Source organism: Paenibacillus sp. FSL M7-0896 (assembly GCF_037975415.1).
In the GTDB taxonomy this organism is placed as follows: domain Bacteria; phylum Bacillota; class Bacilli; order Paenibacillales; family Paenibacillaceae; genus Paenibacillus_AQ; species Paenibacillus_AQ silagei.
Window position 1 is genome coordinate 3,312,661 of the sequence record NZ_CP150250.1, and the last position, 25,004, is coordinate 3,337,664.

General features: G+C 52.7%; 24 protein-coding genes. 20 read left to right on the forward strand and 4 right to left on the reverse strand.

Translation table 11 applies throughout. From position 1 onward, the window contains the following. The first annotated feature begins 16 nt into the window (after positions 1-16). Both MKY12_RS14070 and MKY12_RS14075 read left to right on the forward strand, forming a co-directional pair. The gene (locus MKY12_RS14070) at positions 17-1,081 is read left to right on the forward strand and encodes an aminotransferase class V-fold PLP-dependent enzyme (RefSeq protein WP_339314156.1); all 1,065 of its coding nucleotides are present in this window, start codon (positions 17-19) and stop codon (positions 1,079-1,081) included. Beyond that, positions 1,078-2,232 (forward strand): amidohydrolase family protein, encoded by a 1,155-nt coding sequence (locus MKY12_RS14075; protein ID WP_339314157.1) that lies wholly within the window; start codon positions 1,078-1,080, stop codon positions 2,230-2,232. The genes MKY12_RS14070 and MKY12_RS14075 overlap by 4 nt, the downstream gene beginning before the upstream one ends. 360 nt (positions 2,233-2,592) lie before the next feature. Here the strand turns inward: MKY12_RS14075 and MKY12_RS14080 are convergent, their stop codons facing one another. Beyond that, the gene (locus MKY12_RS14080; protein WP_339314158.1) at positions 2,593-3,537 is read right to left on the reverse strand and encodes a hypothetical protein; all 945 of its coding nucleotides are present in this window, start codon (positions 3,535-3,537) and stop codon (positions 2,593-2,595) included. 416 nt (positions 3,538-3,953) lie between these two features. Here MKY12_RS14080 and MKY12_RS14085 point away from each other — a divergent pair, with 416 nt between their 5' ends. The 3 genes from MKY12_RS14085 to MKY12_RS14095 all read left to right on the forward strand — a co-directional run bounded on the left by MKY12_RS14085 (position 3,954) and on the right by MKY12_RS14095 (position 6,587). Next, positions 3,954-4,805, forward strand: a complete 852-nt coding sequence (locus MKY12_RS14085; protein WP_339314159.1) for an HAD family hydrolase — start codon at positions 3,954-3,956, stop codon at positions 4,803-4,805. A gap of 131 nt (positions 4,806-4,936) precedes the next feature. Next, positions 4,937-5,119, forward strand: a complete 183-nt coding sequence (locus MKY12_RS14090; protein WP_339314160.1) for a hypothetical protein — start codon at positions 4,937-4,939, stop codon at positions 5,117-5,119. Beyond that, positions 5,106-6,587, forward strand: a complete 1,482-nt coding sequence (locus tag MKY12_RS14095) for an Lsa family ABC-F type ribosomal protection protein (RefSeq protein ID WP_339314161.1) — start codon at positions 5,106-5,108, stop codon at positions 6,585-6,587. The genes MKY12_RS14090 and MKY12_RS14095 overlap by 14 nt, the downstream gene beginning before the upstream one ends. A gap of 7 nt (positions 6,588-6,594) precedes the next feature. Here MKY12_RS14095 and MKY12_RS14100 read toward each other — a convergent pair whose 3' ends face one another. Beyond that, positions 6,595-7,512 (reverse strand): AraC family transcriptional regulator, encoded by a 918-nt coding sequence (locus MKY12_RS14100; RefSeq protein ID WP_339256662.1) that lies wholly within the window; start codon positions 7,510-7,512, stop codon positions 6,595-6,597. Positions 7,513-7,691: 179 nt separating this feature from the next. Here MKY12_RS14100 and MKY12_RS14105 point away from each other — a divergent pair, with 179 nt between their 5' ends. From MKY12_RS14105 to MKY12_RS14115, 3 genes are all read left to right on the forward strand, one after another. After that, positions 7,692-8,672, forward strand: coding sequence for an aldo/keto reductase (locus MKY12_RS14105; RefSeq protein ID WP_339314162.1), 981 nt, complete (start codon positions 7,692-7,694; stop codon positions 8,670-8,672). A 74-nt stretch (positions 8,673-8,746) separates the two neighbouring features. Next, positions 8,747-8,896, forward strand: coding sequence for a hypothetical protein (locus MKY12_RS14110; RefSeq protein ID WP_339314163.1), 150 nt, complete (start codon positions 8,747-8,749; stop codon positions 8,894-8,896). 27 nt (positions 8,897-8,923) lie between these two features. Beyond that, positions 8,924-11,734, forward strand: a complete 2,811-nt coding sequence (locus MKY12_RS14115; RefSeq protein WP_339314164.1) for a beta-glucuronidase — start codon at positions 8,924-8,926, stop codon at positions 11,732-11,734. 348 nt (positions 11,735-12,082) lie between these two features. Here the strand turns inward: MKY12_RS14115 and MKY12_RS14120 are convergent, their stop codons facing one another. Continuing rightward, positions 12,083-12,988 carry a LysR family transcriptional regulator gene (locus tag MKY12_RS14120; RefSeq protein ID WP_339314165.1) on the reverse strand — a complete coding sequence of 302 codons (906 nt, stop codon included), beginning with the start codon at positions 12,986-12,988 and terminating at the stop codon, positions 12,083-12,085. Between the two features lie 157 nt (positions 12,989-13,145). On the opposite strand from MKY12_RS14120, the gene MKY12_RS14125 reads away from it, so the two are divergent. The 9 genes from MKY12_RS14125 (at position 13,146) to MKY12_RS14165 (ending at position 21,230) form a co-directional block, all read left to right on the forward strand. Further along, entirely contained in the window at positions 13,146-13,940 is a 795-nt protein-coding gene (locus tag MKY12_RS14125) for an SDR family oxidoreductase (RefSeq protein ID WP_339314166.1), read from the forward strand. A gap of 418 nt (positions 13,941-14,358) precedes the next feature. Beyond that, a complete protein-coding gene (locus MKY12_RS14130) occupies positions 14,359-15,066 on the forward strand; it encodes a response regulator transcription factor (protein WP_339314167.1) in 708 nt (235 codons plus the stop codon). After that, positions 15,044-16,468 carry a HAMP domain-containing sensor histidine kinase gene (locus MKY12_RS14135; protein WP_339314168.1) on the forward strand — a complete coding sequence of 475 codons (1,425 nt, stop codon included), beginning with the start codon at positions 15,044-15,046 and terminating at the stop codon, positions 16,466-16,468. The genes MKY12_RS14130 and MKY12_RS14135 overlap by 23 nt, the downstream gene beginning before the upstream one ends. Before the next feature lie 137 nt (positions 16,469-16,605). Beyond that, positions 16,606-17,676 (forward strand): hypothetical protein, encoded by a 1,071-nt coding sequence (locus MKY12_RS14140; protein WP_339314169.1) that lies wholly within the window; start codon positions 16,606-16,608, stop codon positions 17,674-17,676. A gap of 117 nt (positions 17,677-17,793) precedes the next feature. Continuing rightward, positions 17,794-18,138 carry a YojF family protein gene (locus MKY12_RS14145; RefSeq protein ID WP_036728435.1) on the forward strand — a complete coding sequence of 115 codons (345 nt, stop codon included), beginning with the start codon at positions 17,794-17,796 and terminating at the stop codon, positions 18,136-18,138. 23 nt (positions 18,139-18,161) lie between these two features. Then, a complete protein-coding gene (bshB2, locus tag MKY12_RS14150; RefSeq protein ID WP_339256677.1) occupies positions 18,162-18,878 on the forward strand; it encodes a bacillithiol biosynthesis deacetylase BshB2 in 717 nt (238 codons plus the stop codon). Between the two features lie 16 nt (positions 18,879-18,894). Beyond that, positions 18,895-19,437 (forward strand): GNAT family protein, encoded by a 543-nt coding sequence (locus MKY12_RS14155; RefSeq protein WP_209870647.1) that lies wholly within the window; start codon positions 18,895-18,897, stop codon positions 19,435-19,437. A gap of 56 nt (positions 19,438-19,493) precedes the next feature. Next, complete coding sequence (locus MKY12_RS14160; protein ID WP_339256680.1) at positions 19,494-19,802, forward strand: hypothetical protein; 309 nt, start codon at positions 19,494-19,496, stop codon at positions 19,800-19,802. Between the two features lie 96 nt (positions 19,803-19,898). After that, positions 19,899-21,230 carry a serine hydrolase domain-containing protein gene (locus tag MKY12_RS14165; RefSeq protein ID WP_339314170.1) on the forward strand — a complete coding sequence of 444 codons (1,332 nt, stop codon included), beginning with the start codon at positions 19,899-19,901 and terminating at the stop codon, positions 21,228-21,230. 38 nt (positions 21,231-21,268) lie between these two features. Here MKY12_RS14165 and MKY12_RS14170 read toward each other — a convergent pair whose 3' ends face one another. Next, positions 21,269-22,669, reverse strand: a complete 1,401-nt coding sequence (locus MKY12_RS14170) for an MFS transporter (protein ID WP_339314171.1) — start codon at positions 22,667-22,669, stop codon at positions 21,269-21,271. 111 nt (positions 22,670-22,780) lie between these two features. Here MKY12_RS14170 and MKY12_RS14175 point away from each other — a divergent pair, with 111 nt between their 5' ends. Genes MKY12_RS14175 through MKY12_RS14185 form a run of 3 tightly spaced genes read left to right on the forward strand, consistent with a single transcriptional unit; the run spans position 22,781 to position 25,002 of the window. Further along, the gene (locus tag MKY12_RS14175; RefSeq protein ID WP_036728425.1) at positions 22,781-23,653 is read left to right on the forward strand and encodes a LysR family transcriptional regulator; all 873 of its coding nucleotides are present in this window, start codon (positions 22,781-22,783) and stop codon (positions 23,651-23,653) included. 22 nt (positions 23,654-23,675) lie between these two features. Next, complete coding sequence (gene bshB2, locus MKY12_RS14180) at positions 23,676-24,362, forward strand: bacillithiol biosynthesis deacetylase BshB2 (RefSeq protein ID WP_339314172.1); 687 nt, start codon at positions 23,676-23,678, stop codon at positions 24,360-24,362. Positions 24,363-24,390: 28 nt separating this feature from the next. Then, entirely contained in the window at positions 24,391-25,002 is a 612-nt protein-coding gene (locus MKY12_RS14185; protein ID WP_339256690.1) for a sugar O-acetyltransferase, read from the forward strand. The last annotated feature ends 2 nt before the right edge of the window (positions 25,003-25,004 follow it).

Consider the following 25,004-nt stretch of genomic DNA (forward strand, 5'->3'; position numbering starts at 1 on the left):
CCATCAGGAGGATTATATGAACCGTCAAATTACAGGATTCGTACCACTCACGCTATCTGAGCTGGACACATTAACACAGCAGCTTTCCCGGCTATTAGGGACACAGCATCCTCCGGTAATCATTCCGGGGGAGGCGATTCTAGGCATTGAGGCGGTAGCAGCAGGAATTGCAGCGCCGGGACGTACGATTCTGAACGTAGTAACCGGACCTTACGGAAGCTTGTTCGGAGAGTGGCTTACGCGTGGTGGGGCTACCGTTAAGGAAGTGAAGGTTCCCTTCGACCAGGTGGTTACAGTAGAGGAAGTGGCCGCAGCGATTGAGCAGCATCAGCCGGTTGCGATTTCTTTGGTGCAGGCAGAGGTGGTTACAGGCGGCTCGAACCCTGCGGAGGAGATCTTCAAGCTGGCCCGCAGGCATGACCTGATTACGGTAACCGATTCCGTGTCGGCTGTCGGGGGAGAGGCGCTGTCTGTGGATGAGTGGGCGGTGGATTTCGCTGTAATGGGTGCGCAAAAAGCGCTCGCCGGTCCTAACGGAATCAGCGCGGTCAGTATTTCTCCCCGCGGCTGGGCCTTCCTGGAGTCGAACGAACGGGCTCCGCGCAATTCCATTCTGTCCTTGCTGGATCTGCAGCCGTCCCCGGACGGAGCAGCGCCGCTCCGCGTCCCGCCGAATATCCCGGTCCTGGAAGCCAGAGCTCTAATCGAAGCCCTGGAGGCTGTTGCCGAAGAGGGACTGCCACAGGTTATCCAGCGGCATGAACGTGCGGCGGCCTCTGCTGTCGCAGGGGTCGCGGAGCTTGGGCTTGCGCCTTGGCAGAAGGACAGCAGTCATTATTCCACGCTGACTACGACTGTTCGGATTGACGAGCAGCCGCTTCTGCTGATCAAGCAGCCTGTCGGTATCGTAGCTCCCGGGGACGGGGAATTATTCGGTCAATTGCTGCGGATCAATCATTTCGGAACGAATGCCAGCCGGGAGAGTGTCGAAGCAGCGGTGCAGACGCTGGCCAGACTGCTGAAGCTGGATGCTGAACCGGCAGTGCAGGCCGTCCGCCAGATCTGGAGGGAAGCGGAATGATCCTCAAGCAGCCGCAATTTCAGGCGTACACTGGAATCCATATTGCAGGTACCCCGGAGAAACGCTTTGATATCGAGATTACGAACGGGCGGTTCACCGCAGTGGCAGAAGTAGGTCCGCACCCGGAACAGGCGGAAGGCTCCCGGCAGCAGCAGCTATGGATCAGTCCGGGCATTCTGGATCTGCACACCCATCTGGCCTGGACCGACTTTGATCATGACGACCAGCTCCGCCGGGACCCCCGCGAGATTGAGGTCATGCAGGCGGAGGCCTTCGCCGCTACCTTGCGGACGGGAGTAACTACAGCCCGCGATGCCGGCGGTATTCTGCCAGCCACGATCCGGCATCTCGTGAAGTATTACCAGCAGCCGCTGCGGGTAGAGACCAGCAGTGAAATGCTGGGAGCTTCCGATGCCAAGGGGGTTAAGCATCTGGAGAACCGCCTGACGGAGATCTACGCGACCGGGGCAGGCTGGGTCAAAATCATGGCAACCGGCGGTCTTGGCGCACCTACCGAGAAGGTTACGGAGCCGAACTTCTCCGGGGAGGAATTCGCCTTCATCGTCCGTCATGCCCATGCGAACGGCAAGAAGGTATTGGTGCATACCTGGGGCGGGGTGACGATTGACTGGTCCATTCAGGCCGGTGTGGAATCTATTGAACACGGGATGTTCATGACCTGGGATCAGGCCGGGAGACTGGCCGAATCCGGCGTGGCTTACGTGCCGACCACTTCAATCTACCGGATCGCCGCCGATCCGAAGGGAGTGCTGGCGTTAAGTCCGCTTATCTGTGAACGGGCCGCCCGGGCCGCTGATGCTCATGCCATCGCGCTCGGATATGCCAGGGAGGCAGGGGTACGGCTGGGCTTCGGCACCGATTATGCTACGCCTGCGCTGCACGGCTACAACCTGCAGGAATTCGACACCCTGCTGGACTATGGCTTGAGCCGCGCTGAAGCGTGGCGGTCAGCTACAGAAGACGCAGCCGGGATTCTCGGAAGCGGCCATGAGCTGGGCCGGATTGCGGAAGGCTATATTGCCGATGCCGTCATCTACGCCGCCGATCCTTATCAGGCCAAGAATGCGGATCAACTGCGCACAAGCATTGTTACGGTCATTACTGGAGCGCAGGAAGAGGATTTGGTGTAGCGGTTGTACAAAGAGGCTGTCCTTTCTGATGAAGGACAGCCTTTTTGCGGAGTGATGGCCCGAGGCCAAATGTATTCGAAAAACCGATCACATTGGGGCGCTACGTAGGCGTGTGAGCAAATGTAATCGAAAAACCGATCACATTGGGGCGCTACGTAGGCGTGTGAGCAAATGTAATCGAAAAACCGATCACATTGGGGCGCTACGTAGGCGTGTAAGCAAATGTAATCGAAAAACCGATCACATTGGAGCGCTACGTAGGCACGTGTGCGGAATGTAATCGAAAAACCGATCTCATTGTGCCCTCTGAGCCTCCCAGATTTTCACCTGCCAGCATCATTCAGTTCAAATTGTAACCATTCACAGCTCCGTATATTGTTTTACCACCTGATCCAGGTAGGATTCAACCGCAGGCGTCTTTTGATTACCGGAAGTATTCAGAAGCGTTACCAGCTTGGCCAGAATATTCAGCACCTTATTGTCACCCGGCCCCTCCATCAGGGCTTGGTCGTAGGCCCGGCGCAGCTCAGGGTCGAGTTCATTCGTGTCGTAATCGTAGGCTGGGGTGTTATCCGAGCCGAGCAGTACTAGTGGAACCGTATAAGACATTTCATTGCGGATGGCCGCGGTCCGGTTCGACTTCGGATAATCTTGGACGTAATCGCTCATGATGGCCGCTCTGCCGATCAATTCATCCCAAGTGATCACGATACCCGCATCGAAGGTAGACGGCTTGTTGCTCTCCGTTGCCATGATATCAATATACGCGGCGATATCCTTGCTGATATAGGGTTTGAATACCTTGAAGCCTTCATAATGCATAACCGCGTAATACATACCTTCGCTGGTCTCCAGCTTGTAGCCTTTCTCCCAGATTTCCTCCATCAGCTTGCGGACCGCAGGCGCTTTCACCCGCTTCAGGATCTCCGTATAGGTCATGTCGTTGTTAATTTCGGCATCCATTAATGTCTTTTGCACAGCATCTGTATATAGCTTCTCGGAGAACCGCTCAAGCCCAGCCTTCTGGGCATTCTCCAGTTGAAGGGTCATTACCGTGCCGTACCAGGAGCCAACTTTGGAGATATGGTTCATAAGATATTTGCGTGCCTGTGCGAGGCTTGCGGGATTGCTGGCATATTTGCGGAACTGGTTATAGACCGCCTGAGAATCCGCTGTGGATGCCGACGCTGCAACTACGGGCTGTCCACCAACGCCTGCAATCACTGTACCGCCGGCCAGCGTCAGAGCTGTACCGAGCAGCACCGCTCTTGCTGTTTTTACTAAGGATTCTGGTAATGTTCTCATTATGTACCTCCTAATGGGATAAGATGCCTTCTGCAACGCCTATATAAATTGAACTTAAGGATTTAAGTTAAGGGAAAAGTGGCGGAGGGGAATTTTGGAACTGGAGGAGCGGTAGCGACCGCCTGAAAGCTTTCCGTAGGAAAGCTCGCTATCTACAGCATCAGCAGTCTGCGGATTTCTACCGTTAAAAACGGGATAAATCATGAAATCTGCTGACAACAGCGGCCGGAAGTCCAAAACTTCTCTGGAGTCACGGCACATCCCAAAACATAAAAGCCATTAGTTCAATCTATCCTATTTATTTGGACAGATCCGGAATGGATGAATCGGGCGACTCATATGAAATAACGCTTGACTTGGAACGCATTTCATAACCTATAGTTCAGTGGAAGACTAGACAAAGGGGAGAAGAGGATATGAATCAGACCAGCAGAAAGATTATTTTCATCGATATAGACGGAACGCTTCTCATGGAGAATGGAATAGTACCGGAATCGGCAGTGCAGGCATGCCAGCAGGCACGGAAGAACGGGCATTTGCTGTACCTGTGCACCGGACGCTCCAAGGCTGAAATCTATGATTATATCTGGGAGATCGGGTTCGACGGGCTGATTGGAGCGGCAGGCGGATATGTGGAGAGCGGTGGCGAAATGCTTTATCATAAAAAAGTGACCCCGGAGGATGCGAAGCATTTGATCGATTATTTTAACGCGAACGGGGTCGATTTCATTCTGGAATCCAATACAGCACTTCACGGCAGCCGCCATTTACAACCGCATCTGGAACGCAGAATCTATGGAGACTTGCTGAATGACCCCGAGGCGCAGGAGAGAAAACGGCTGTCGCCCCATCCCTATATCGCAACACTTACTTATGGGGACGAGGAGTTATATCTGGATGACGTTAATAAGATATGCTTCTTGGAGAGCAGCCTGCCCTTTGATCAGATTCAGAAGGAGTTACAGGATCGCTTCACGGCAATTCAGTGCTCCATCCCGATCTTCGGGGAGAACAGCGGGGAGCTGATGATGCCTGGTGTTCATAAGGCTGCGGCTATTGCCGATGTCCTGCAGCATTTGAATATCCCCCTGGAGGACAGTATGGCGATTGGCGACGGACTTAACGATCTGGAGATGCTGGAATATGTCCAGGTGGGGATTGCCATGGGCAATGCCCGCGAGCCGCTCAAAGAAATTGCCGATGATATCACCGATTCTATTGAGAACGATGGACTGTATAATTGCTTCCTGAAGCACGGACTGATCTGACTAACGGGTTGATCTCCGGGAAGACTCGTGTTAGAATGCACTTAATTAAGCGATTGGAGTTGAAGAGTATCGTGCGGACATTTCTTGCGTAATGTGACCAATAAACAAGCGTTATTTGTGGAGCGCAATTTATGGTTGATATGCAGGAAGGGTCTGCCTCTTTTCACTCTGGTCCAAATATCCTTATTCAAGTCCGCCTGGAGATAAGTATCCGGGTATGGGATTTGCTGTGTTTATTTGAGCTGCTGGAGGAGAACCTTCTTGCAGCTTTTATTTTTGTAAATACAGGAGGATACGTGTATGTCTTTGATTAATGTGAGCAAGCTGACTTTTGCCTATGAGGGCACTTACGAACATATTTTTGAGAATGTGAGCTTTCAACTGGATACAGATTGGAAATTGGGCTTCACCGGACGCAACGGCCGCGGCAAAACAACCTTCCTGAACCTGCTGCTTGGCAAATATGATTACAGCGGGACGATATCATCGCAGGTGGGCTTCGAGTATTTCCCGTTTGCGGTGGCTGACCCTGCTGCTCTGACCGTGGATGTCATGCAGGAGATCGACCCGGAGATGGAGCACTGGAAGCTGATGCGCGAGCTGTCGCTGCTGCGGGTGTCCGAAGATACGCTCTACCGGCCGTTTGAATCGCTGTCGAACGGGGAGCAGACGAAGGTGCTGCTGGCCGCTCTGTTCGTGCGCGAGAACCAGTTCCTGCTCATAGACGAACCGACGAACCATCTGGATGCGAAGGGCCGGAAGCTGGTCAGTGACTATCTGCGTACGAAGAGCGGGTATATTCTGGTGTCGCATGACCGTGCTTTTCTCGATAACTGTGTGGACCATATCTTGTCGATTAACAAGACCAATATTGAGATCCAGAAGGGCAACTTCAGCAGCTGGTGGGAGAATAAGTCCAGACAGGATCAGTTCGAGCTGGCGGAGGATGAGAAGCTGCGGAAGGACATCAAGCGCTTATCGGACTCTGCCAAAAGAACGGGCGGCTGGGCGCATGAAGTCGAGAAATCCAAGAATGGCACCCGGAGCTCCGGCAACAAATTGGATAAAGGCTACGTCGGCCACAAGGCCGCCAAGATGATGAAGCGTGCCAAGTCGTTTCAGCAGCGGCAGGAATCCGCCATCGCGGAGAAGTCGAAGCTGCTGCGTAATCTGGAGAGCGCGGACAGTCTGAAGATTGCACAGCTTCCTTATCATAAGCAGCAATTGGTAGAGCTGGAGGATCTGTCGATCCGCTATGACGACAAAACGGTATGCTCCAGTGTTAGCTTCGCTCTGGAACAGGGGGACCGGGTCTCCCTCTCCGGCAGCAACGGCTCAGGCAAATCAAGCATTCTGAAGCTGATCTGCGGGGAGGACATAAACTATACCGGCCACTTCGCACGGGACAGCCAGTTGTCTATCTCTTATGTATCCCAAGATACTTCGCAGCTCAAGGGCAGCCTGAGTGAATATGCGAGAGAGCAGGGGATCGACGAGAGCCTGTTCAAGTCGATTCTGCGGAAGCTCGATTTCTCGCGGCTGCAATTCGAGAAGGATATGTCCACGTACAGCGGCGGGCAAAAGAAAAAGGTGCTGATTGCCGCCAGCCTCAGTGAGCAGGTGCATCTGCACATCTGGGATGAGCCGCTGAACTTCATCGATGTCATCTCCCGGATGCAGATCGAGGAGCTGCTGCTGGAATATACACCGACGATCCTGTTTGTGGAGCATGACCGCGAATTCTGCGCGAATATTGCAACTAAGCAGGTTGTACTCGACTAAGCAGGTATCAAATCTGTACCGGAAGCTCAAATTGTTCCTTCAACCGCTTGATGTCGGCCCGCGGGGGAGCGCCAAACATACGGGAATATTCCCGGCTGAACTGTGAGGCGCTCTCGTAGCCGACCCGGAAGGCAACATCTGCTGCATCTGCAGACTCGGCTAATAGCAGGCGGCGAGCCTCCTGCAGGCGCAGCTGCTTCTGGAACTGGATCGGGCTCATAGCCGTAACTTCCTTGAAGTTGCGGTGGAATGCGGAGACGCTCATATTGGCGATATCGGCCAGCTCGTCGATCCGCAGAGCCTGTTCGCTATGGCTGACAATCTGCTCAATTGCTTCCCTGATCCGGTAAGTGCTGCTGCCTTCCATGGCAATCTGGGCCAGCGTTACTCCATATGGTCCCTGCAGCAGTTTATACAGAATTTCCTTAGTATATAGAGGGGCAAGGAACGGGATGTCTTTGGGAGTATTGAGCAACCGCGCCAGACGGAGAAGCGCATCCAGCAGATCCGTGTCGATGTGTCCGACGAATAAGGCACGCCGGGCATTCTCCCGGGGGAGAATCTGCAGCTGCGATTCATGGAGGACCTCCAGAATCTGGTTTTGCGTGAATTCCATTTTGAAGCTTAAATAGGGAACCTCCGGGGACGCCTTAATCACTTGTCCCACTACCGGCAAATTCATTGAAGCCACCAGGAAATCAGAAGAGGTATATACAAAATGCTCCTGGGCCAGCATAATCTCCTTCACGCCTTGGGTAATGAAGCAGAAACACGGGTTATACACCCGGTAAGCAGGCTCACTCGCCTGGGAGTAACGGATGAATTGCAGTGCAGGCACGGCCGTTTCATGAGCGCCGTCCCGGCCGGTATGCCGCTCAATCAGCCGGCACAGCTCAAGCTTTTGCGTTACGATTGCTTCGGTCACTTGAGAGCCTCCTTAGTTTCATATGGTTTCATTATAGGGCATATCCGGCGGGAGTGTTAATGAGAACAGTAGGATTAGGCAATCATTCGCGACTATTGTGATAACGCCAATCCGTTATCTGTTGCACAATAAGAGAGACTGTAATCTACACTATTCTCAGGAAAGCAGGGAACGAGCAAATGGAATATACAAAAATGGGCAACACCGGCCTTGATGTCTCCAGACTATGCCTGGGCTGCATGAGCTTTGGCGATGCCAAGCGCTGGGTGCACCCTTGGGTGCTGGATGAAGAGCAGAGCCGGACGATGATCCGTACCGCACTGGACCTGGGCATTAATTTCTTCGATACGGCCAATGTCTATTCTGACGGCACGAGTGAAGAAATGCTCGGACGGGCTTTGAAGGACATGACTGCCAGGGATGAGGTGGTGATTGCGACCAAAGTATTCTTCCCTATGCGAACCGGACCGAACGGCGGGGGCTTGTCCCGCAAAGCAATTATGAGCGAGATCGACCACAGCCTGAAGCGGCTGGGAACTGATTACGTTGATCTGTACCAGATTCACCGCTGGGATTATACTACGCAGATTGAAGAAACGATGGAAGCCCTGCATGATGTGGTGAAGGCGGGAAAAGCCCGCTACATTGGCGCTTCCGCCATGTATGCCTGGCAGTTCCAGAAGGCGCTGCATGTTGCTGATATGAACGGCTGGACCCGGTTCGTCTCCATGCAGAACCATCTGAATCTCATCTATCGTGAAGAGGAACGTGAGATGCTCCCGCTCTGTAAGGAAGAGGGCATTGCGGTCATCCCCTACAGCCCCTTGGCTTCCGGCCGGCTAACCCGGGACTGGGCGGAATCTACGCTGCGCTCGGAAACGGATCAGGTACAGAGATCCAAATACGATGCTACAGCCGATAAGGACCGCCTGATTGTCGAGCAGGTAGCTGCCATTGCGGCGGAGCGCGGAGTTCCGCGCATCCATGTTGCACTGGCCTGGCTGCTGCAGAAACAGCCGGTCACTGCGCCGATTATCGGGGCGACGAAGCTGTCGCATATTACCGATGCGGTGGGAGCGTTATCCCTTCAGCTGACAGCTGAAGAGATTGCCCGGCTGGAAGAGCACTACGTGCCGCATGCTATCGTTGGTGCGCTTTGAAAATTTCCATTCAGTAGACAACTGAATCAGCTTCATCCATTGAGCGCGTGCCGGTATGATCCGGCATGCGCTTTTTGCTGGAGCAGGAAACAGCCCTGCTCAGGGAGAAACTAACAGGAAGCCGGGAAATGCTGCCGGAGCGTTTGATTAAGGATTTGACTGGAAGCTGGATGCACAGTGATGAACTGCTGGATTCATGGCGGCATCTGGCCGCAAGAGTATAGAGATTACCATGATTAGGAGTGATAATTGTGCTGTCAAAGATCAGCCTTGAAGGCGAATGGAAGCTGCAACTGGAAGAGAAGGGGCAAGGACTGGTGCTACCTTTTACCGATGTAATTATGCTGCCGGGAACTACCTCCTTCGCCCGTAAAGGGCCGAAGAATGAGGAGATTATGGTAGGCGCTCTGACGGATGAATTCCGTTATGAAGGACCGGTCTGGTACTCCAGAGAGGTTGGGATTCCGGAAGAGCTGGCAGGTAAGCGCTGCTGCTTATATCTGGAACGTACAAGGCTTACCACCCTCTGGCTGGACGGTCAGGAGATCGGCAGCCGCGACAGCTTGAATACTCCGCATGTATATGAGCTGCCGCAGCTGCAGCCCGGGAGTCATACGCTTACTATTCGGGTGGACAACACCGGCTATCCGACCAAAGGCGGGCATATGACCTCGCCGGACACCCAGACCAATTGGAACGGAATTACCGGCCGGATGGAGCTGCAGTTCTATGGGGAAGCCCGGATTAGCGGCATCCGGCTGAAGTCTGATCTGCCTGCACGTTCGGTGCAGATCTCGGCAACGCTGGAAAGCATGCAAGGTGCTACACTCGCGGTATCTGCTAATAGCTTCAATAGTGAGATAACACATTCCGTAGAGGAACAGGAATATGTCATCACACCGGGTCCGTTCACTATAGACTATGCACTGGGTCCCGATGCGCTGCTGTGGAGTGAATTCGCTCCCAATCTGTATACTGTCAGCCTTGTTCTCAAGGGCAGCGATGGATTTACCGTGGACCGGCAGGAGGTGATCTTTGGGCTTAAGTCATTCCGGGCTGAGGGGGATAAGTTCGCCATTAATGGGGAAAAGACTTTTCTGCGCGGCAAGCATGACGGCCTGATCTTCCCGCTCACCGGCTATGCTCCGACCGATGTGGGGGAATGGGTACGAATCTTGGGGATCTCCAAGTCTTACGGGATCAATCATTACCGCTTCCACACCTGCTGCCCGCCGGAGGCTGCGTTCACCGCTGCCGATCTGCTCGGAATCTACATGCAGCCGGAGCTGCCGTTCTGGGGAACCATTACTGTAGATACCGATGAAGGGCATAATCAGGCGGAGCAGGACTATCTGATCAGCGAAGGATACGCTATCCTGCGCGAATTCGGCAATCATCCTTCCTTCGTCATGATGTCGCTAGGCAATGAGTTATGGGGCAGCAAGGAGCGGATTGATTCATTCCTGAAGGACTACAAGGCATTCGATGACCGGCCGTTATACACCCAAGGCTCCAATAATCATCAATGGGTGCCGGAGGTGCTGGAGCATGACGATTTCTTCAGCGGTGTGCGCTTCACCCGGGACAGGCTGTTCAGAGGCTCCTATGCCATGTGCGATGCTCCGCTTGGTCATGTCCAGACTTCGCTGCCAAGTACAATGAAGGATTACGACGATCAGATTATTCCGCCGGGCTTCGGGAATGGTGAAGGAGTGTCCGTCGAGGCAGGCGGCGAGATCCTGATCCAGTACGGTACCGAAGCCAAGGCCGTACAATCCGGCAGTGAATCCGGTGAATGGATACCGCAGGTTCCGGTAATCTCGCATGAGATTGGACAATATGCTACGTTTCCGGATTTCCAGGAAATCGGGAAGTACACAGGTCCACTCAAGGCCGGGAACTTCGTCATCTTCCGCGAACGGCTGGAGAGCAAGGGGCTTGGCCATCTGGCCGATGCATACTTCAAAAGCTCAGGCCAGCTCGCTGTCGCTTGCTACAAGGAAGAGCTTGAGGCTGCCTTCCGTTCCCGCCGGTTAGCGGGGTTCCAGCTTCTGGATCTCCAGGATTTCAGCGGCCAGGGTACAGCATTGGTAGGTGTTCTGGATGCCTTCATGGATTCCAAGGGGCTGATTAGCCCGGAAGAGTGGCGGACCTTCTGTAATGATGCCGTGCTGCTGGCAAGATTCCCTAAGTATAACTACGCCGCCGGGGAGACCTTCGAGGCCCATGTGGAGCTGAGCTGCTTCCGCCGCGGTATGCCGGATGCCATCGAGCTTCACTGGGAGCTTGCGGTTGAAGGGGGAGTTCGGACAACGGGCTCAGCCGGAGCCTTTATTCCTGCCGGAACCCACTACATTGACATTTGTGATCTGGCGATTGAGCTTCCGGCGGTTGACCGGATGAGCCGGGCGGAGCTGGCGCTTCGGGTCCAAGGAACCGATATCCGCAAAAGCTACGACTTGTGGATATATCCTGAGCAGAGGGATAACCCGCTTGAAGCTGAAGGCATCTATGTGTTCACAGAGCTGTCTGAGGAGGCCGTCTCCCTGCTGGAGCAAGGCGGCAACGTGCTGCTGATGCCGGAGCCGGAGTCGGTTCAGAACGGAATCGAAGGCTATTATTGCACGGATTTCTGGTGCTACCCGATGTTCCGCTCGATCTCGGAGAGCATGAACCGGCCGGTTCCCATCGGTACGATGGGCCTGCTGATCGATAACGGGCATCCGGTGCTGCGCGATTTCCCGAGTGAAGCGCATTCCACCTACCCGTGGTGGACTATCGCCCAGCATTCCAAATCGCTTATCATGGATGAGGCGGACCGCAGCTGGAATCCCATCGTACAGACCATCGATAATTTCGAGCGTAATCACAAGCTAAGTTTCCTCACAGAGTGCAGCGTAGGTAACGGTAATCTGCTGCTGTGTGTACTGGATGCCGCTAAGGTGAGCCGGACCACTGAAGGCAGACAATTCTTGACCAGCATAGGCGGTTATATGAATTCTGCTGATTTCCAGCCGCAGTACCGGGCAACGATTGCAGAGCTTCGGGCATTGATTTGTTAAAAGACTGGGTAGAGCTGTCCCACAGCCGTGAAGCGGCTGGTTGGGGCAGCTCTTTAGAATGCGGAAGCCTCGTTTGAAGCTAATATTCGGAGATAGGTGTATTCCGTGCAATTAAAACTAGCAAAAAGGAAGGCATTCTGCTTCTAACTGTAGTTTGTACAACTAAAATTGCCCGAATGAGCGAAAACCCGGCTGTGAGGGAATTTTAAATGTACCTTATACAACTAAACATACTATCGGTAGAAAATCGAATGATTTAGCTGTACAGATTGCAATTAAGCCCAACTGTGTACCTTTACCAGACGCTCGGCAAACCCTCAGCTTGTAGTGGGTTAATGTGTTAATGGGTTATTGTATTACTCGCAAGGCTAAATCTGCTACCTCCCTAGTTTCCCGAATATACTCCATGAACCTTCTGGAGGCGGGGGACAGATAATGGTCCCGGCGCCATTGCAGGCCCACCTCCCATTCCCAGCCCGGTTCCTGGATGGGAATCCAGACCAGCCCGTCAAGCATCAGTCCCAGCGTCTGCGGAAGCACGGAGACGCCAAGCCCGGCTTTGATGAAGCCGGCCACAGTAATCAGATCCTCAGCGTCATAGGTGGAGGCCAGCTCGAAATTAGTATTTTGGAAGAGGGAGGTGATTGTGCTCTTGAGTCCGCAATTCGTCTTCAGTCCGACAAACGGCTCACCCGACAGCTCGAACAGACTCAATGAAGAACGCGAGGCGAACCGGTGGGAACTGGAGACCACAATATAAATCGGTAATCTGCGGATGACCTTCCATTCCTTATCCTCAGCCGTAGTCTCTCTGGACGTAATCAGCATATCCGAGGTCCCGTTATCCAGCGCTTCGTCGATATCCCCGTGATTCCCCTGATACAGATCAAACCGTACCTTCGGATGGTCTGCCTGATAATCTCTGATAAGCGATGGGATCAGGTCCACACCAAGAATATTCAGATAAGACAGATGAACGGTTCCACTCTCCGCATTGGACGACTCCTCAATCTCCCGCACCCCATTCCCGATATTGCGCAGCGCTTCTTCGACCCGCGAACTGAACATAACCCCATAGCGGTTGAGCTGGACATTGCGTCCCTTACGCTCGAATAAAGGAACCCCCAGCTCACTTTCCAGTTTGGAAATCGCATGGCTCAAGGCAGGCTGCGTAATTCGCAGCGCTTTGGACGCAGAGGTCATATGCTCAAGCCGGGCTACGGTCAGAAAGTACTCCAGTTGTGTAAGCTCCATGCAGACAGCCCCTTTATACATTAATATTATTAATGGATTTAATGAAAATAATAAATTAGACGCACATATTAATCAAGTCTAAGATAGACATACAGACCTTAGACGGCTGGACTTGCAGCCTACCCTGAGGAATCCCTAATGAATTGAGGCCATAACAATGACTATAACTTATGCTAATCCACTGACAGAATACGAAGGTAAAAGAGTCCTGGTAACAGGCGGTACCAAGGGAATGGGACAGGCAATCGCGGACAGATTCACTGCGGCAGGCGCTAAAGTCATGATTACTGCCCGGACACTGCCGGCTGAAGATTCTGCTTCTGATTTGTTCGTTCAGGCAGATCTGTCCAAGCAGGAAGGAGTGGACCGGGTAATTGCTGCGGTTAAGGAGCGCTTCGGCCGGATTGATATCCTGGTGAACAATCTCGGCGGAAGCTCGACACCTCCCGGAGGATTCCTTGCGGCGAGCGATGAACACTGGATGGATGCGCTGAATCTGAACCTGCTGGCAGCTGTGCGGTTGGACCGGGGGCTGATTCCGCTCATGCTGGAGCAGGGCAAGGGAGTCATCATCCACATCTCTTCCATTCAAAGAGTGCTGCCGTTGATCGAATCGACCATCCCCTATGCAGCCGCCAAAGCTGCGTTAAGCAATTACAGCAAGAGCCTGTCCAAAGAATTTTCTCCGCAGGGCATTCGGGTGAACCGTGTTGCGCCGGGCTTCATTCAGACTACAGCAGCTGATGCCATGATGGAGAACATTGCTGAGGTAACCGGCAGTGTGGAAAGTGCGCTGCAGTCGGTAATGGACGCGCTGGGTGGCATACCCATCGGACGTCCCGGCTTCCCTGAGGAGGTGGGCGAGCTGGTAGCCTTCCTTGCTTCCGACCGGGCAGCATCCATTACAGGTGCTGAGTACGTGATTGACGGGGGAACCGTACCTACGGTGTAAGGTGAAGCTTCACGGTTAAGCTCTGCCTGAACTAACCTCTACTATTAGGACAGTCCGTTAAGCCATTCATTGGCTGAGCGGGCTGTTCCTTTTTCTTTTATTTGTTTTGGAACTATTAAGAAGGTTTTACAAACGAAAAGCAAAAAGAAGCGGAGGGGAAATTTGGAACTGGAGGAGCGAATGCGACCGCCTTTGAGTTTGGATTTCTACCGCGAGTAGCGATTATATTCAGGAAATCCAAATACAACAGCGGCCGGAAGTCCAAATGTTCACCGCAGCGACGGCCAAGCTTCGAGTTATAATGTCAGTTGTAATAATTCTTTATCTTTTCTTTAGATTTGGTTTAGACTGGATTAAGAATGGCAGGCTATAGTTACAAAGAGCGCGGCTTGCATGACAAGATAGAGGGGGATTCACCATGTATACCATTCTCATAGCCGATGACGAATCGGAGATTGTTGAGCTTCTGCAGCTGTATCTGGAGAAGGAATATAACATTTTGACGGCAGAGAACGGAATTGAAGCCTTGAAGCTCATGCAGAATAACAAGATTGACCTGGCGCTTCTGGATATTATGATGCCGGGGATGGACGGGCTGCAGCTGCTGAAGCGGATTCGGGAGCATGAGCATTTCCCCGTACTGTTTCTGTCCGCCAAGAGCCAGTATCATGACAAAATCCTGGGTCTGGAGCTTGGTGCGGATGACTATATCGCTAAGCCTTTTAATCCGCTGGAGATTGTGGCGCGTGCCGGGGCCATGCTGCGGCGGGTGCATCAGTTCGATGCCAAGGCACCGGAGGAGGAGAAGCCAAGTGAGCAGATCGTGCTCGGCAGGCTGACGCTGGACCGGAGTACCTGTCAGGTTGAGGTAGCCGGGGAGGCCGTCGCTCTGACCTCTACCGAATATAAAATCCTGGAGCTGCTGATGCAGCAGCCGGGCCGTGTTTTTACACGCAAGAAGATCTATGAGACCGTCTGGGAAGATTTCTACGTCTATGAGGACAACAGCATTATGGTGCACATCAGCAACATCCGCGACAAGATCGAACGAGATTCCAAGAGACCGGAATACCTGAAGACGATCAGGGGATTGGGGTACAAAATTGAAGCACCCGTGGAAAAGTAGAGATAACCGCCCGCTGCAGACGTCGCTGACCATCGACTTCCTGCTGTTCAACTGTATGCTGCTGATGCTGGTGTTAGTGGTCTATCTATTCGTACAAAAGGATATTGCTGAGGTTATCCGGGAGCAAATGACGCCTGACCCCAATCTGTCTGTGGAAGCCGCGGCGTACCGGGAGGAGCTGGGCCAAGGGCCGGAGAGTGAGCGTCTGCTGAAGAGCGGAGGCTGGCTGGAGCTGCTGGATTCCGGCAAGCGGGTGATCCGTGTTGTTGGCGAGAAGCAGGATGAGATTCAGGTTTATGACGAGGACAGCCTGTTTCAAGGACTGGAGAACCGCAGCGACCAGCCCTTTTATTATTCTATTACGAGCGTAACGGAGCAGGATAGCGGGGCAGCCTGGATGTTGCTTAAGATTCCCCGCGATGTAATCAATGTCTCGATTAACAACGAGTTTCTGGTCTCCTATCTGAATCATTCGGTGTTCTTTTATGTATTCCTGGTCAGCGGGTTGATTCTGCTGCTGATTTTTGTGTACAGCTATTGGGTCTCCAGACGGATCAAGAAGCCGCTGCGGGTGCTGAATCTAGGCTTGAACCGTATGATGGAAGGGCATTACAATACCCGAATCGCTCTCTATGCAGAGACCGAGTTCCTGCGGATCGGCCACAGCTTTAACTACATGGCTGATGTGATTGAGAAGACCACCGAGGAGAAGCGCCTCGCCGAGAAAAGCAAGCAGCGGCTGATGGTCGATCTGTCGCATGACCTGAAGACCCCGATTACCAGCATCCAGGGATACGCGCAGGCCCTTATCAAAGGACGCGTTACCGACCCGGAGCGGCAGACGAAATATTTGAATTACATCTACACCAAGTCCGTGCAGGTCACGAAGCTCATTACGCATATGCTGGATCTGCTTAAGCTGGACTCACCGGATTTCATCCTGCGGATAGAGCGCCTTGAGCTGGGCGACCATCTGCGGGAGATTATTGCTGATACCTACGGCGAGATTGAGCAAAAAGAATTCGAGCTTCACGTGCAGGTGCCCGAAGAAGAGGTCTATGCCCGTTATGATCCAGAGCTGTTCGCCAGTGTCATTAATAATCTAATTTCTAATGCTCTGGCCTATAATCCCGAAGGGACGCGCATCCGGGTATCCGTGATTCCCGAGGATACACAGATCAGGATCGAGATTGCGGACAATGGAGTCGGCATTCCGAAGGAGCTGTGGACTACGATCTTTGATCCGTTTGTGCGGGGAGATGAATCCCGGACAACGGCAAGCGGGGGGACCGGTCTGGGCTTGTCCATTGCCAAGAAGAACGTAGAGAAGATGGAGGGCACGCTGCTACTGGAGAGTAGGGAAGGGGAGCCGACGGTATTTGTGATCCGTATTCCGAAGTAGAGAACGGCTGAAGGAATACAGATAAGTGATTTTATATAGAGGAAATAATTAACTTCTTGTCGAATGTACTGATCTGGAAGATTCCGGCACCTTGCCGGGACACCTAACTTACATCGGGGGAAGGAATTAGAACATCTATGAAAAAACTTGCATTACTGCTCACCACTCTGCTGCTTGCGCTCGGACTGGTCTATCCGGGAGGCGCCGGACAGGCAGCGGCCGCAGCCGCACCGGCGTACACGGAAATTGCTACGTTTGTCGAAGGCAACCTGCTTATTTCGCCAGTTAAATCTGTACTTGTGAATGGCTCTGCCTATGTTCCGGTTAAGCTGGCCGGACAGATTCCGGGCTTCACTGTGGCGGCGGATGCTACTGGCGTTACGCTCACAGGCAGCAAAGGAAGCGCCAAGCTGAACAAGGATAACTCTATTTTGTACAAAAGCACCAATTACGTAGCCTTCAAAACCCTGCTCAAGCTCGGAGCGATTGACGGCAAATATGCCTCCAGCGCCATAGCGTTGTTCGTTTGGAGTACAGAGGACGGCAAGAATAAGAGCAACAGTATGCTCTACGCAATCAGCAAGCTGCCTGGAACGATGGGCATTGTGCTTGGCAAAAAGGTCTACTTATATGGACATCCGGGAAGCCATTGGGTGAAAAGTGTACAGTACGTTGATGACAACAACCAGAACTTTGTGATGCAAAATGAAGCCGGAACTGAATGGGTCCTGGATTTGAACGATTTTGTGGACAATACTATGTACACCATGGAGAATATTGATTATTTGAAGTATTACTATAATGGACTAACGGTGTGGACCCGCAACGCCATGATTACCGATAGTCCGTTCAAGAACTTTGAGAAAGCAACCATCGCGAATTTCCGCCCGAACCCGGCCAATGGTAATTTAGAAATGATCATCCGCCGGGCCAACGGGCAGGAGGTTCCGCTCAAGATTGAACCTCGTGATGACCCTAGTGAGTATGTCGAAGAGGTACTGTTTTTCAAGAATCCGCAAACGAAGTTCAAGATCAGCGATAAAATGTGGTCAGCCATCCGTGAAGAGCGGGCGGTCAGCGGCATGACGATCACAGAGCTTCTGCTCTCCTGGGGAGACCCGGACGAAGTTTATGACGGGTATGTAGTGTACGGCCACCAATACGTCTATTTTATCAATGATAAGGTCTTCTCTATAGTTAATCTTTAATTCTTAGCATCTCCAGGCTTGCTTAAGGAATTCTTAGAGTTCCTTGGGCAGGCTCTTTTTTTCATGTATAATAAATGCACTGGAACCAGCTATTCTTTTACACTCTAGGAGGACATTATGCAGCTCATTCAACCCCAAGCTATTCAGAACCGGATCGACGATTTCGTCTCTGAGGATCTATATATCCATCTTGAACTTACAAACGGAGCCTATGCCAGCCATTTCGACAGCTCCCGTGCTCCGGGCTCGGTGTTCATCAGCAATGCCGAGATCCGTTACACGAACGGCTCCATCTCAGGGACAGGACCCTACCGGGTGGGCTTGAAGACAGAGAAGGGCTGGATCTATGCAGAAGGCCTGACCCATGTGGATGAGCAGGATAACGAGCGGCTGATTCTGGCCGGACATGACAGTATGGGCAAGCTGATCGTGGCGTTGCAGCTTAGCCGGAGCCCTTTTTAATGATACTGGAGGAGTAAGCAGACATGAATAATAAATCTATGGACCATACGAGAATCCTGGTGGTACTTCCCCATCCTGACGATGAAGCCTACTTCGTATCCGGGACGCTGGCGATGTATATCGCAGCAGGTGCAGAGGTGACCTATGCCTGTCTGACACTGGGAGAGATGGGCCGGAATATGGGCGTTCCGCTCATTGCGAACCGCACGACCTTGCCAGCCATCCGCCAAGCGGAGCTCGAAGCTTCCTGTAAGGCCATTGGAATTCAAGACCTGAGGATGCTGGGCTTCCATGACAAAATGATTGAGTTCGAAGACCCGGCGCTTCTGGATCAGCGGATGGAATCGCTCGTGAAGGAGCTTACCCCGTCGCTGGTTATTACGTTCTACCCCGGATATAGCGTGCACCCGGATCATGATGCCACTGGTGCTGCGGTGATCCGTACAATGGCCCGGCTGCCCGCAGCGGAACGTCCGGTTGTACATAGTGTCGCCTTCTCGAACGGCCATCAGCAGCGGATTGGAGCAGCCGATGTAGTCATCGATGTAACGCCTTTTATCACTGTCAAAATCAACTCCATTCTGGCGCACCGCACCCAGTTCCAGGAGGATAAAGTGCTTGGTAGCCTTCTGCCAACTGATCCAGTAATCTGCGGCAAGTACGGTATGGAACGCTTCTGGACCTACCGGTTCCCAGAATGCAAGGAACAGCCGGAGGAAGCGGCATTGTGCTGCAATTAAGAATGGAGGCGTAAAGATGACAGAACAACGGGTATACATCCGCTACCCTGAGGCGGGAGATGCCACGGAGCTGACGGGGATGTATTTGCGTAACCGTGAATTTTTTGAAGAACATTCACCGGAGATCAGCGGGGATTTCTATACTGAGGAGTACCAGCGGGACAAGCTTGCGCAGTATGAAGAGTTCAGGGCAGCGGATGAGAGATACGACTTCCTGGTCATTCACAAGGCTGACCGCCGGATTATCGGTACTGTCAGTCTGTCTTTTGTGGTGCGGGGACCGCTGCAGAGCTGTATGATCGGGTACAGTCTGGACAAGGACTATAACGGAAAAGGCTATATGACGGAGGCGGTGCAGCAGGTCGTGCGCTATGCCTTCGAGGAGCTGAAGTTCCACCGGATTACTGGGGAAGCCTCACCGGATAATCCCGGCTCCATCCGTGTGCTGGAGAATGCAGGCTTCCATAAGGAAGGCATTGCCCGGCTGAATGTGAAGATCCGCGGGGTGTGGAAGGACCACCAGATTCTCGCGATTATCAACCCGGCCGATATCAGTTAACGGAGTTAACACTAACAGATTAGTAGCTTAAATATTAACATTGTGGAGGATCACCAATGAGCCAGCGTTTACGAATTACCCGTTCCATGCAGGAAGAGAATGCAGAGCAGGCGCTAGCCTTAGAGGAATGCAAGCAATACTTTGCCGATAAATCCGGCTTCAGCTATTCCGGGGTCTACACCGTACAAGGTGCAGAGAGCACGATGTCGATTGATGGAGATTTTTTCATGTGGAGCCATGAGGGGACGGAGTATCCGTTCCGTCTGTATATGGGCGATCTGTACGTTGCCTTGTCAACGGAGGCTATTGTACCCGTGATCCTTGAGATTGCCACGGACCTGCGGGCCGATGTGGTTGAGGGGTAGGCTGAGTAAAGTTCGGATTAAGCTGTTTTTTACACATTCTGTATGCTCCCCGGATGTTATATTGATCCAGTACATATAAGAACTGGGGGAACCAGAATGAATACATATCAGAGCAGAGTACAAGAGCTTCACACGATGCTGACCCGCTTTATGGAGAATGGACCGTTTACCGGATTGCAGGTGGGGATCGTTAGTGAGGACAAGATTCTTTTTACAGGAGAGTATGGCAGCGCTAATGTGTCTACAGGGGAGCCAGTGGCTAACAGCACTCTTTTTCACCAGGCATCCGTCTCCAAGACCTTCGTAGTTACGGCTGTGATGCAATTGGCAGAGCGTGGGCAGGTAGAGCTGGACTCACCTATAGTGAGCTATCTTCCGTATTTCAAAATGAATGATGAACGCTATCATCAGATTACAGTCAGACAATTGTTGAATCACACCTCCGGGATGCCGGATGAGGAGGATTATGCCTGGGACCAGCCTGAATATGATGAAGAGAGTCTTGAGAGGTATGTCAGAGGAATCTGCCATCTCGGCCTGCTGAGTGATCCGGGTACTCATTTTGCATACAGTAATATCGCTTATGAAATTCTTGGAGATCTGATTGCCAAGGTTAGCGGCCTCAGCTTCGAGGAGTATATGCGGCAGCATCTTCTGGAGCCTGTTGGGATGAGCACGAGTTCTTTTCTGAAAATGGAGGTTGAACAGGTGCTGGCTGCGCCCCATGTGCTGAGGAGCTCTGCAGGGTACGGGCCATACGTTAGTGAAGTGTTCCCTTACAATAGAGCGCATGCTCCCAGCTCCACACTGTATACCAATGCGCAGGAGATGTGCCAATATATGCTGATGCAGCTCGGTCAGGGCAAAGCTAAGGATAGATATAACGCCTTACAGCCCGGCAGTTATGATCAGATGTGGAACCCTACTATGGCTACAGGCTGGGGGCCGGAGCATGAAGCTGTGGGGCTGGGCTGGTTCCTGGGCCACTATAATGGCTCACGGATACTCTCGCATTCCGGCTGGGATACCGGATTCCTTAGTGAGCTTATTCTGCTGCCGGATGAGAATCTCGGCATCTCTGTAATGACCAACTGTGACCATGTGTGGCTGGGCAGTGTGACCCGTCCTATTCTGGATCTGCTGCTGGGCATGGAGGTCCGCCAGCTTAAGCTGTCGATGGTACATCATCTTGCCAAGACCGTTGTCACGAGCGGCGCAGGTGAGGCCATTAACGAATACCAGCGTATCCGGCGCTTAGAGCAGGATAAGTATTATGAAGCGGATTTTGAATTTATGCGGATTGCTGATACCTTAAGTTATGGCGGCCACCGGGAGGGAGCAATACGCATTCTTACCTGCGCTGCTACAATATACCCGGACAGTGAAGCCGTTGCAGGCAAGCTGCAGCAGCTTTTGGACGAAGACTAGATTTTTCAGTGGGGTAAGACCCGTCTTCCAAGCGCTCCCTAGCGGTCATCAAGACTGTGATGGGAGTCTTTAGTCTTGCGGGAACGCCGCCGGGACATGAACAGCAGACACAGGGCAATCACGGTGAGGATCATTCCCAGCAGCCGGAATCCGCTGAAGCTGAACTGGTCGCCCATAATGATTCCGATGAGCAGGGAGGAGAGGATCGTCCCGAAATATCTGGAGGTGCTGAATAAGCCGGAGGTTACGCCGATGATCTCTTTTGGCGAGTGGTTGAACAAGGCGGCTTGCATGGCGACGTTGTTCAGTCCGTTGCTGATTCCGAAGGCAGCCAGGGCCAGGATGATGCTGATTACAGGCGATGCCGGATTCAGCATCACGATCCATAGCGACCCGATGGTCATGAGGATTGCCGAACCTGCCTGCGCGGGCCGGGGCCCTGAGGCATTGATCCATCTTCCGGCGATTGGAGAAACGGCGAGTGAGCATAGACCCAGACTTAACATCAGAAGCCCGGTGTGGAATTCACTGACCTTACGAACGAGCTGCAAATAAGATGGAAGACCGAAGAAGACGGAATAAAATAATAGATTAACCAGCATGAATTCGACATTGACACGGATCAGCCCGGGATACCCGGCGAAGGTACGCAGAGGAATGAAGGGCATGGCTGTTCTTAACTCATGCCTTACGAAGACTGCAAGCAGGATGAACCCGGACAGGCCGATGATTACATTGAATAGGGAGACATGACCGGAGGACTTGGCCGACAGCATCTGCGCAAGTACAGCCACCAGCCCCACAGTGAACAACAGGATTCCAGGCACATCCATCCGGCTCATCCATTGCCGCAAGGACGGCTTGGGTAATAAGGCTGCGGGCGGCTTATCTTGCGGGATGGTTCTCCAGGCTAACAGGAAGCTCGCCATTACAAACGGCAGGTTGATGTAGAAAATGGAAGACCAGCCCCACACATGGATCAAGACCCCGCCGATGAACGGTCCTGCCGCTGCCGCTCCTGATGTAAACATCGACAGCACGGACAGAGCAGAGGCTTGCCTGTCTGTAATATTCACCCGGATGATAGCCATCCCTACAGCCACCACCATACTGGTTCCGATAGATTGGATAATCCGCAGAACAACGAGTCCCCCGAAGCCCGGAGACCAAGGGGCGAGCAGGGAGGCTGCGAAGACGATTACCAGTCCGGCCATGAATATTCTCCTGCGGCCGAAGATATCGCTGGCTCTGCCCATGACAGGCTGGGCAACAGCGCTGCCAATATAGAACGAGAAAATGATCCAGGAAACCACAGTGAACTCAAGCCCGAACACATGCTGTAACCTGGGGATCGCCACAGCTACCATCGAAGAGTTAAGCGGGTTAAGCATGATTCCCAGCCCAACGGATATCATTAACCACCAGTTGCGTGCATTCATTGTTATTCCCCCTCAAGTGCTGTACAGTTATCGTACAGGATATGAGTTATTTACTCCAACGCATTTCATGTTATGATTTCATAGACTTGAGGGAATGAATGGAGGCGGGATATGGAGCTTCTTCAATTGCAGTATTTCATCGCGGTTGCCCGCCTGGAGCATATGACCGAGGCTGCACACAGGCTGCATGTTACCCAATCCTCACTGAGCAAGACCATTCAGCGGCTTGAGGAGGATCTCGGAGTTCCATTGTTTGACCGGAGCGGGAGGAAGCTGCGGTTGAACGAGCCGGGACGCCGATTTCTTCAACGTGCAGAGAAGGCGCTGTTCGAATTGGAGCAGGGGAGGCAGGAGCTTAAAGACCTGTCCAGCCTGGAGTCCAGCAACCTTGAATTAGCGGTAACCACCGCGAGTACCTTGCCCGGTATTCTCCGGGAGTTTCGCCTCAAGCTGCCGGACATACATTTTCACGTACAAATGCTGCCCATGCAGGAGATGATTCCCCTTCTTCAGAGGGGAGAAGTTGATTTCTGCTTGTCCTCTCCTCCGGTCAGAGGGGAAGAGCTGGAATGTCAGGTGGTCTGTAACGATCACATCTACCTTGCCGTTCCAGCCGCTCACCCTCTGGCGGACCGCAAGAGCCTCGCCTTGATAGAGCTTAAGAATGAGTGGTTTGTGGGTGTCAAACAAGGTTACGGGATTCGAGATTTGGTGGATTCCGTCTGCCAGGCTTCAGGATTCCTGCCACGCTATGTGTATGAGGGAGACGAACCGGCCCGCTTGATTGACCTGGTGGAAGCCGGAATCGGCTTAGCCTTCATCCCGGGTACGGCGAGGAATGCGCAGGATCATATCCGTCTGATTCCGCTGGAAGACGAGGGACTGGTCAGGGAAATCGCCTTGTTATGGCATAAGAACCGCTATATTTCACAGGCGGGCCTGATTTTCCGCGAGGTTGTTATCGAATATTTCGCTAAGCTATAATGTCACCGGGAGGAATGAACCTATGAACGACACACAGATTACAGAACACAAGCGCATACTGGTGGTGTTCCCGCATCCTGACGATGAGGCTTTTACAGCGGCTGGCACACTGGCGAAGTATATTGAGCAAGGCTCAGAAGTAACCTATGCCTGCCTGACGCTGGGCGAGATGGGCCGGAATATGGGGATTCCTCCATTCGCGAACCGGGTAACCTTGCCGGAGATCCGCCGGGAGGAGCTGCGTGCTTCCTGTCAAGCTATCGGGATACAGGACTTAAGAATGCTAGGCTTCCACGATAAAATGATCGAATTCGACGACCCGCGCCTGCTGGAGAATACAATACTTTCCCTGCTTCGGGAGCTGACGCCGTCCCTAGTGATTACTTTCTATCCCGGCTACAGCGTGCATCCGGATCACGATGCCACCGGAGCGGCGGTCATCCGGGCAGTCCACCGCCTGCCTGCCGCTGATCGGCCGGTTGTCCACTGTTGCGCCTTCTCCATCGGCCATGAGGAGCATATCGGACTATCGGATGTGCATGTCGATGTCACCGCATACTTGGACAAGAAGATGGCTTCTATCCAGGCACACCGTTCGCAATTCCAAGCGGCGGAGCTTGTCGGCAATCAGGAGCTGACGGCGGAGGAGATTCAGCTCCGCTTCGGGCAGGAAGCCTTCTGGACCTATCCCATGAACACACAACACTAAGAGAAGGCAGGAATCACCTATGAATCTAATGAATCAAAAAGATAGAATGCTTGCAGGATTACCCTATAAAGCATGGCTGGACGGATTAACCGAAGAACGGACAGCCGCCAGGCTGCTGGTTCACCAGCTCAATTCACTTTCTCCAGACGCTCATGAGGAGAGAGACGGGCTGATCCGCAAGCTTTTCGGCAAGACGGGGGAGCTTGTGCATATTGAGACTCCCTTCCGCTGCGATTATGGATCGAATATCACTGTAGGTAATAATTTCTATGCCAATTTCAACTGTACGATTCTCGATGTAGGCAAGGTGGTCATCGGCGAGAATGTCATGTTCGCTCCGAATGTATCGCTTTACACAGCAGGACATCCTGTCCATCCCGATTCCCGGAATTCAGGCTATGAATACGGGATTGCCATCACCATCGGCAACAATGTGTGGATCGGCGGCAATGTCATTGTGAATCCGGGGGTAACCATCGGGAATAATGTAGTTATCGGAGCGGGGAGCGTAGTGACCAAGGATATCCCGGATAATGTGATCGCCGTAGGCAGCCCGTGCAGAATTGTCCGTGAGATCACGGAGGAAGACCGGAAATTCTATTACAAGGATAGAGAGTTTGACGTCACGGACTACGTGTAGAA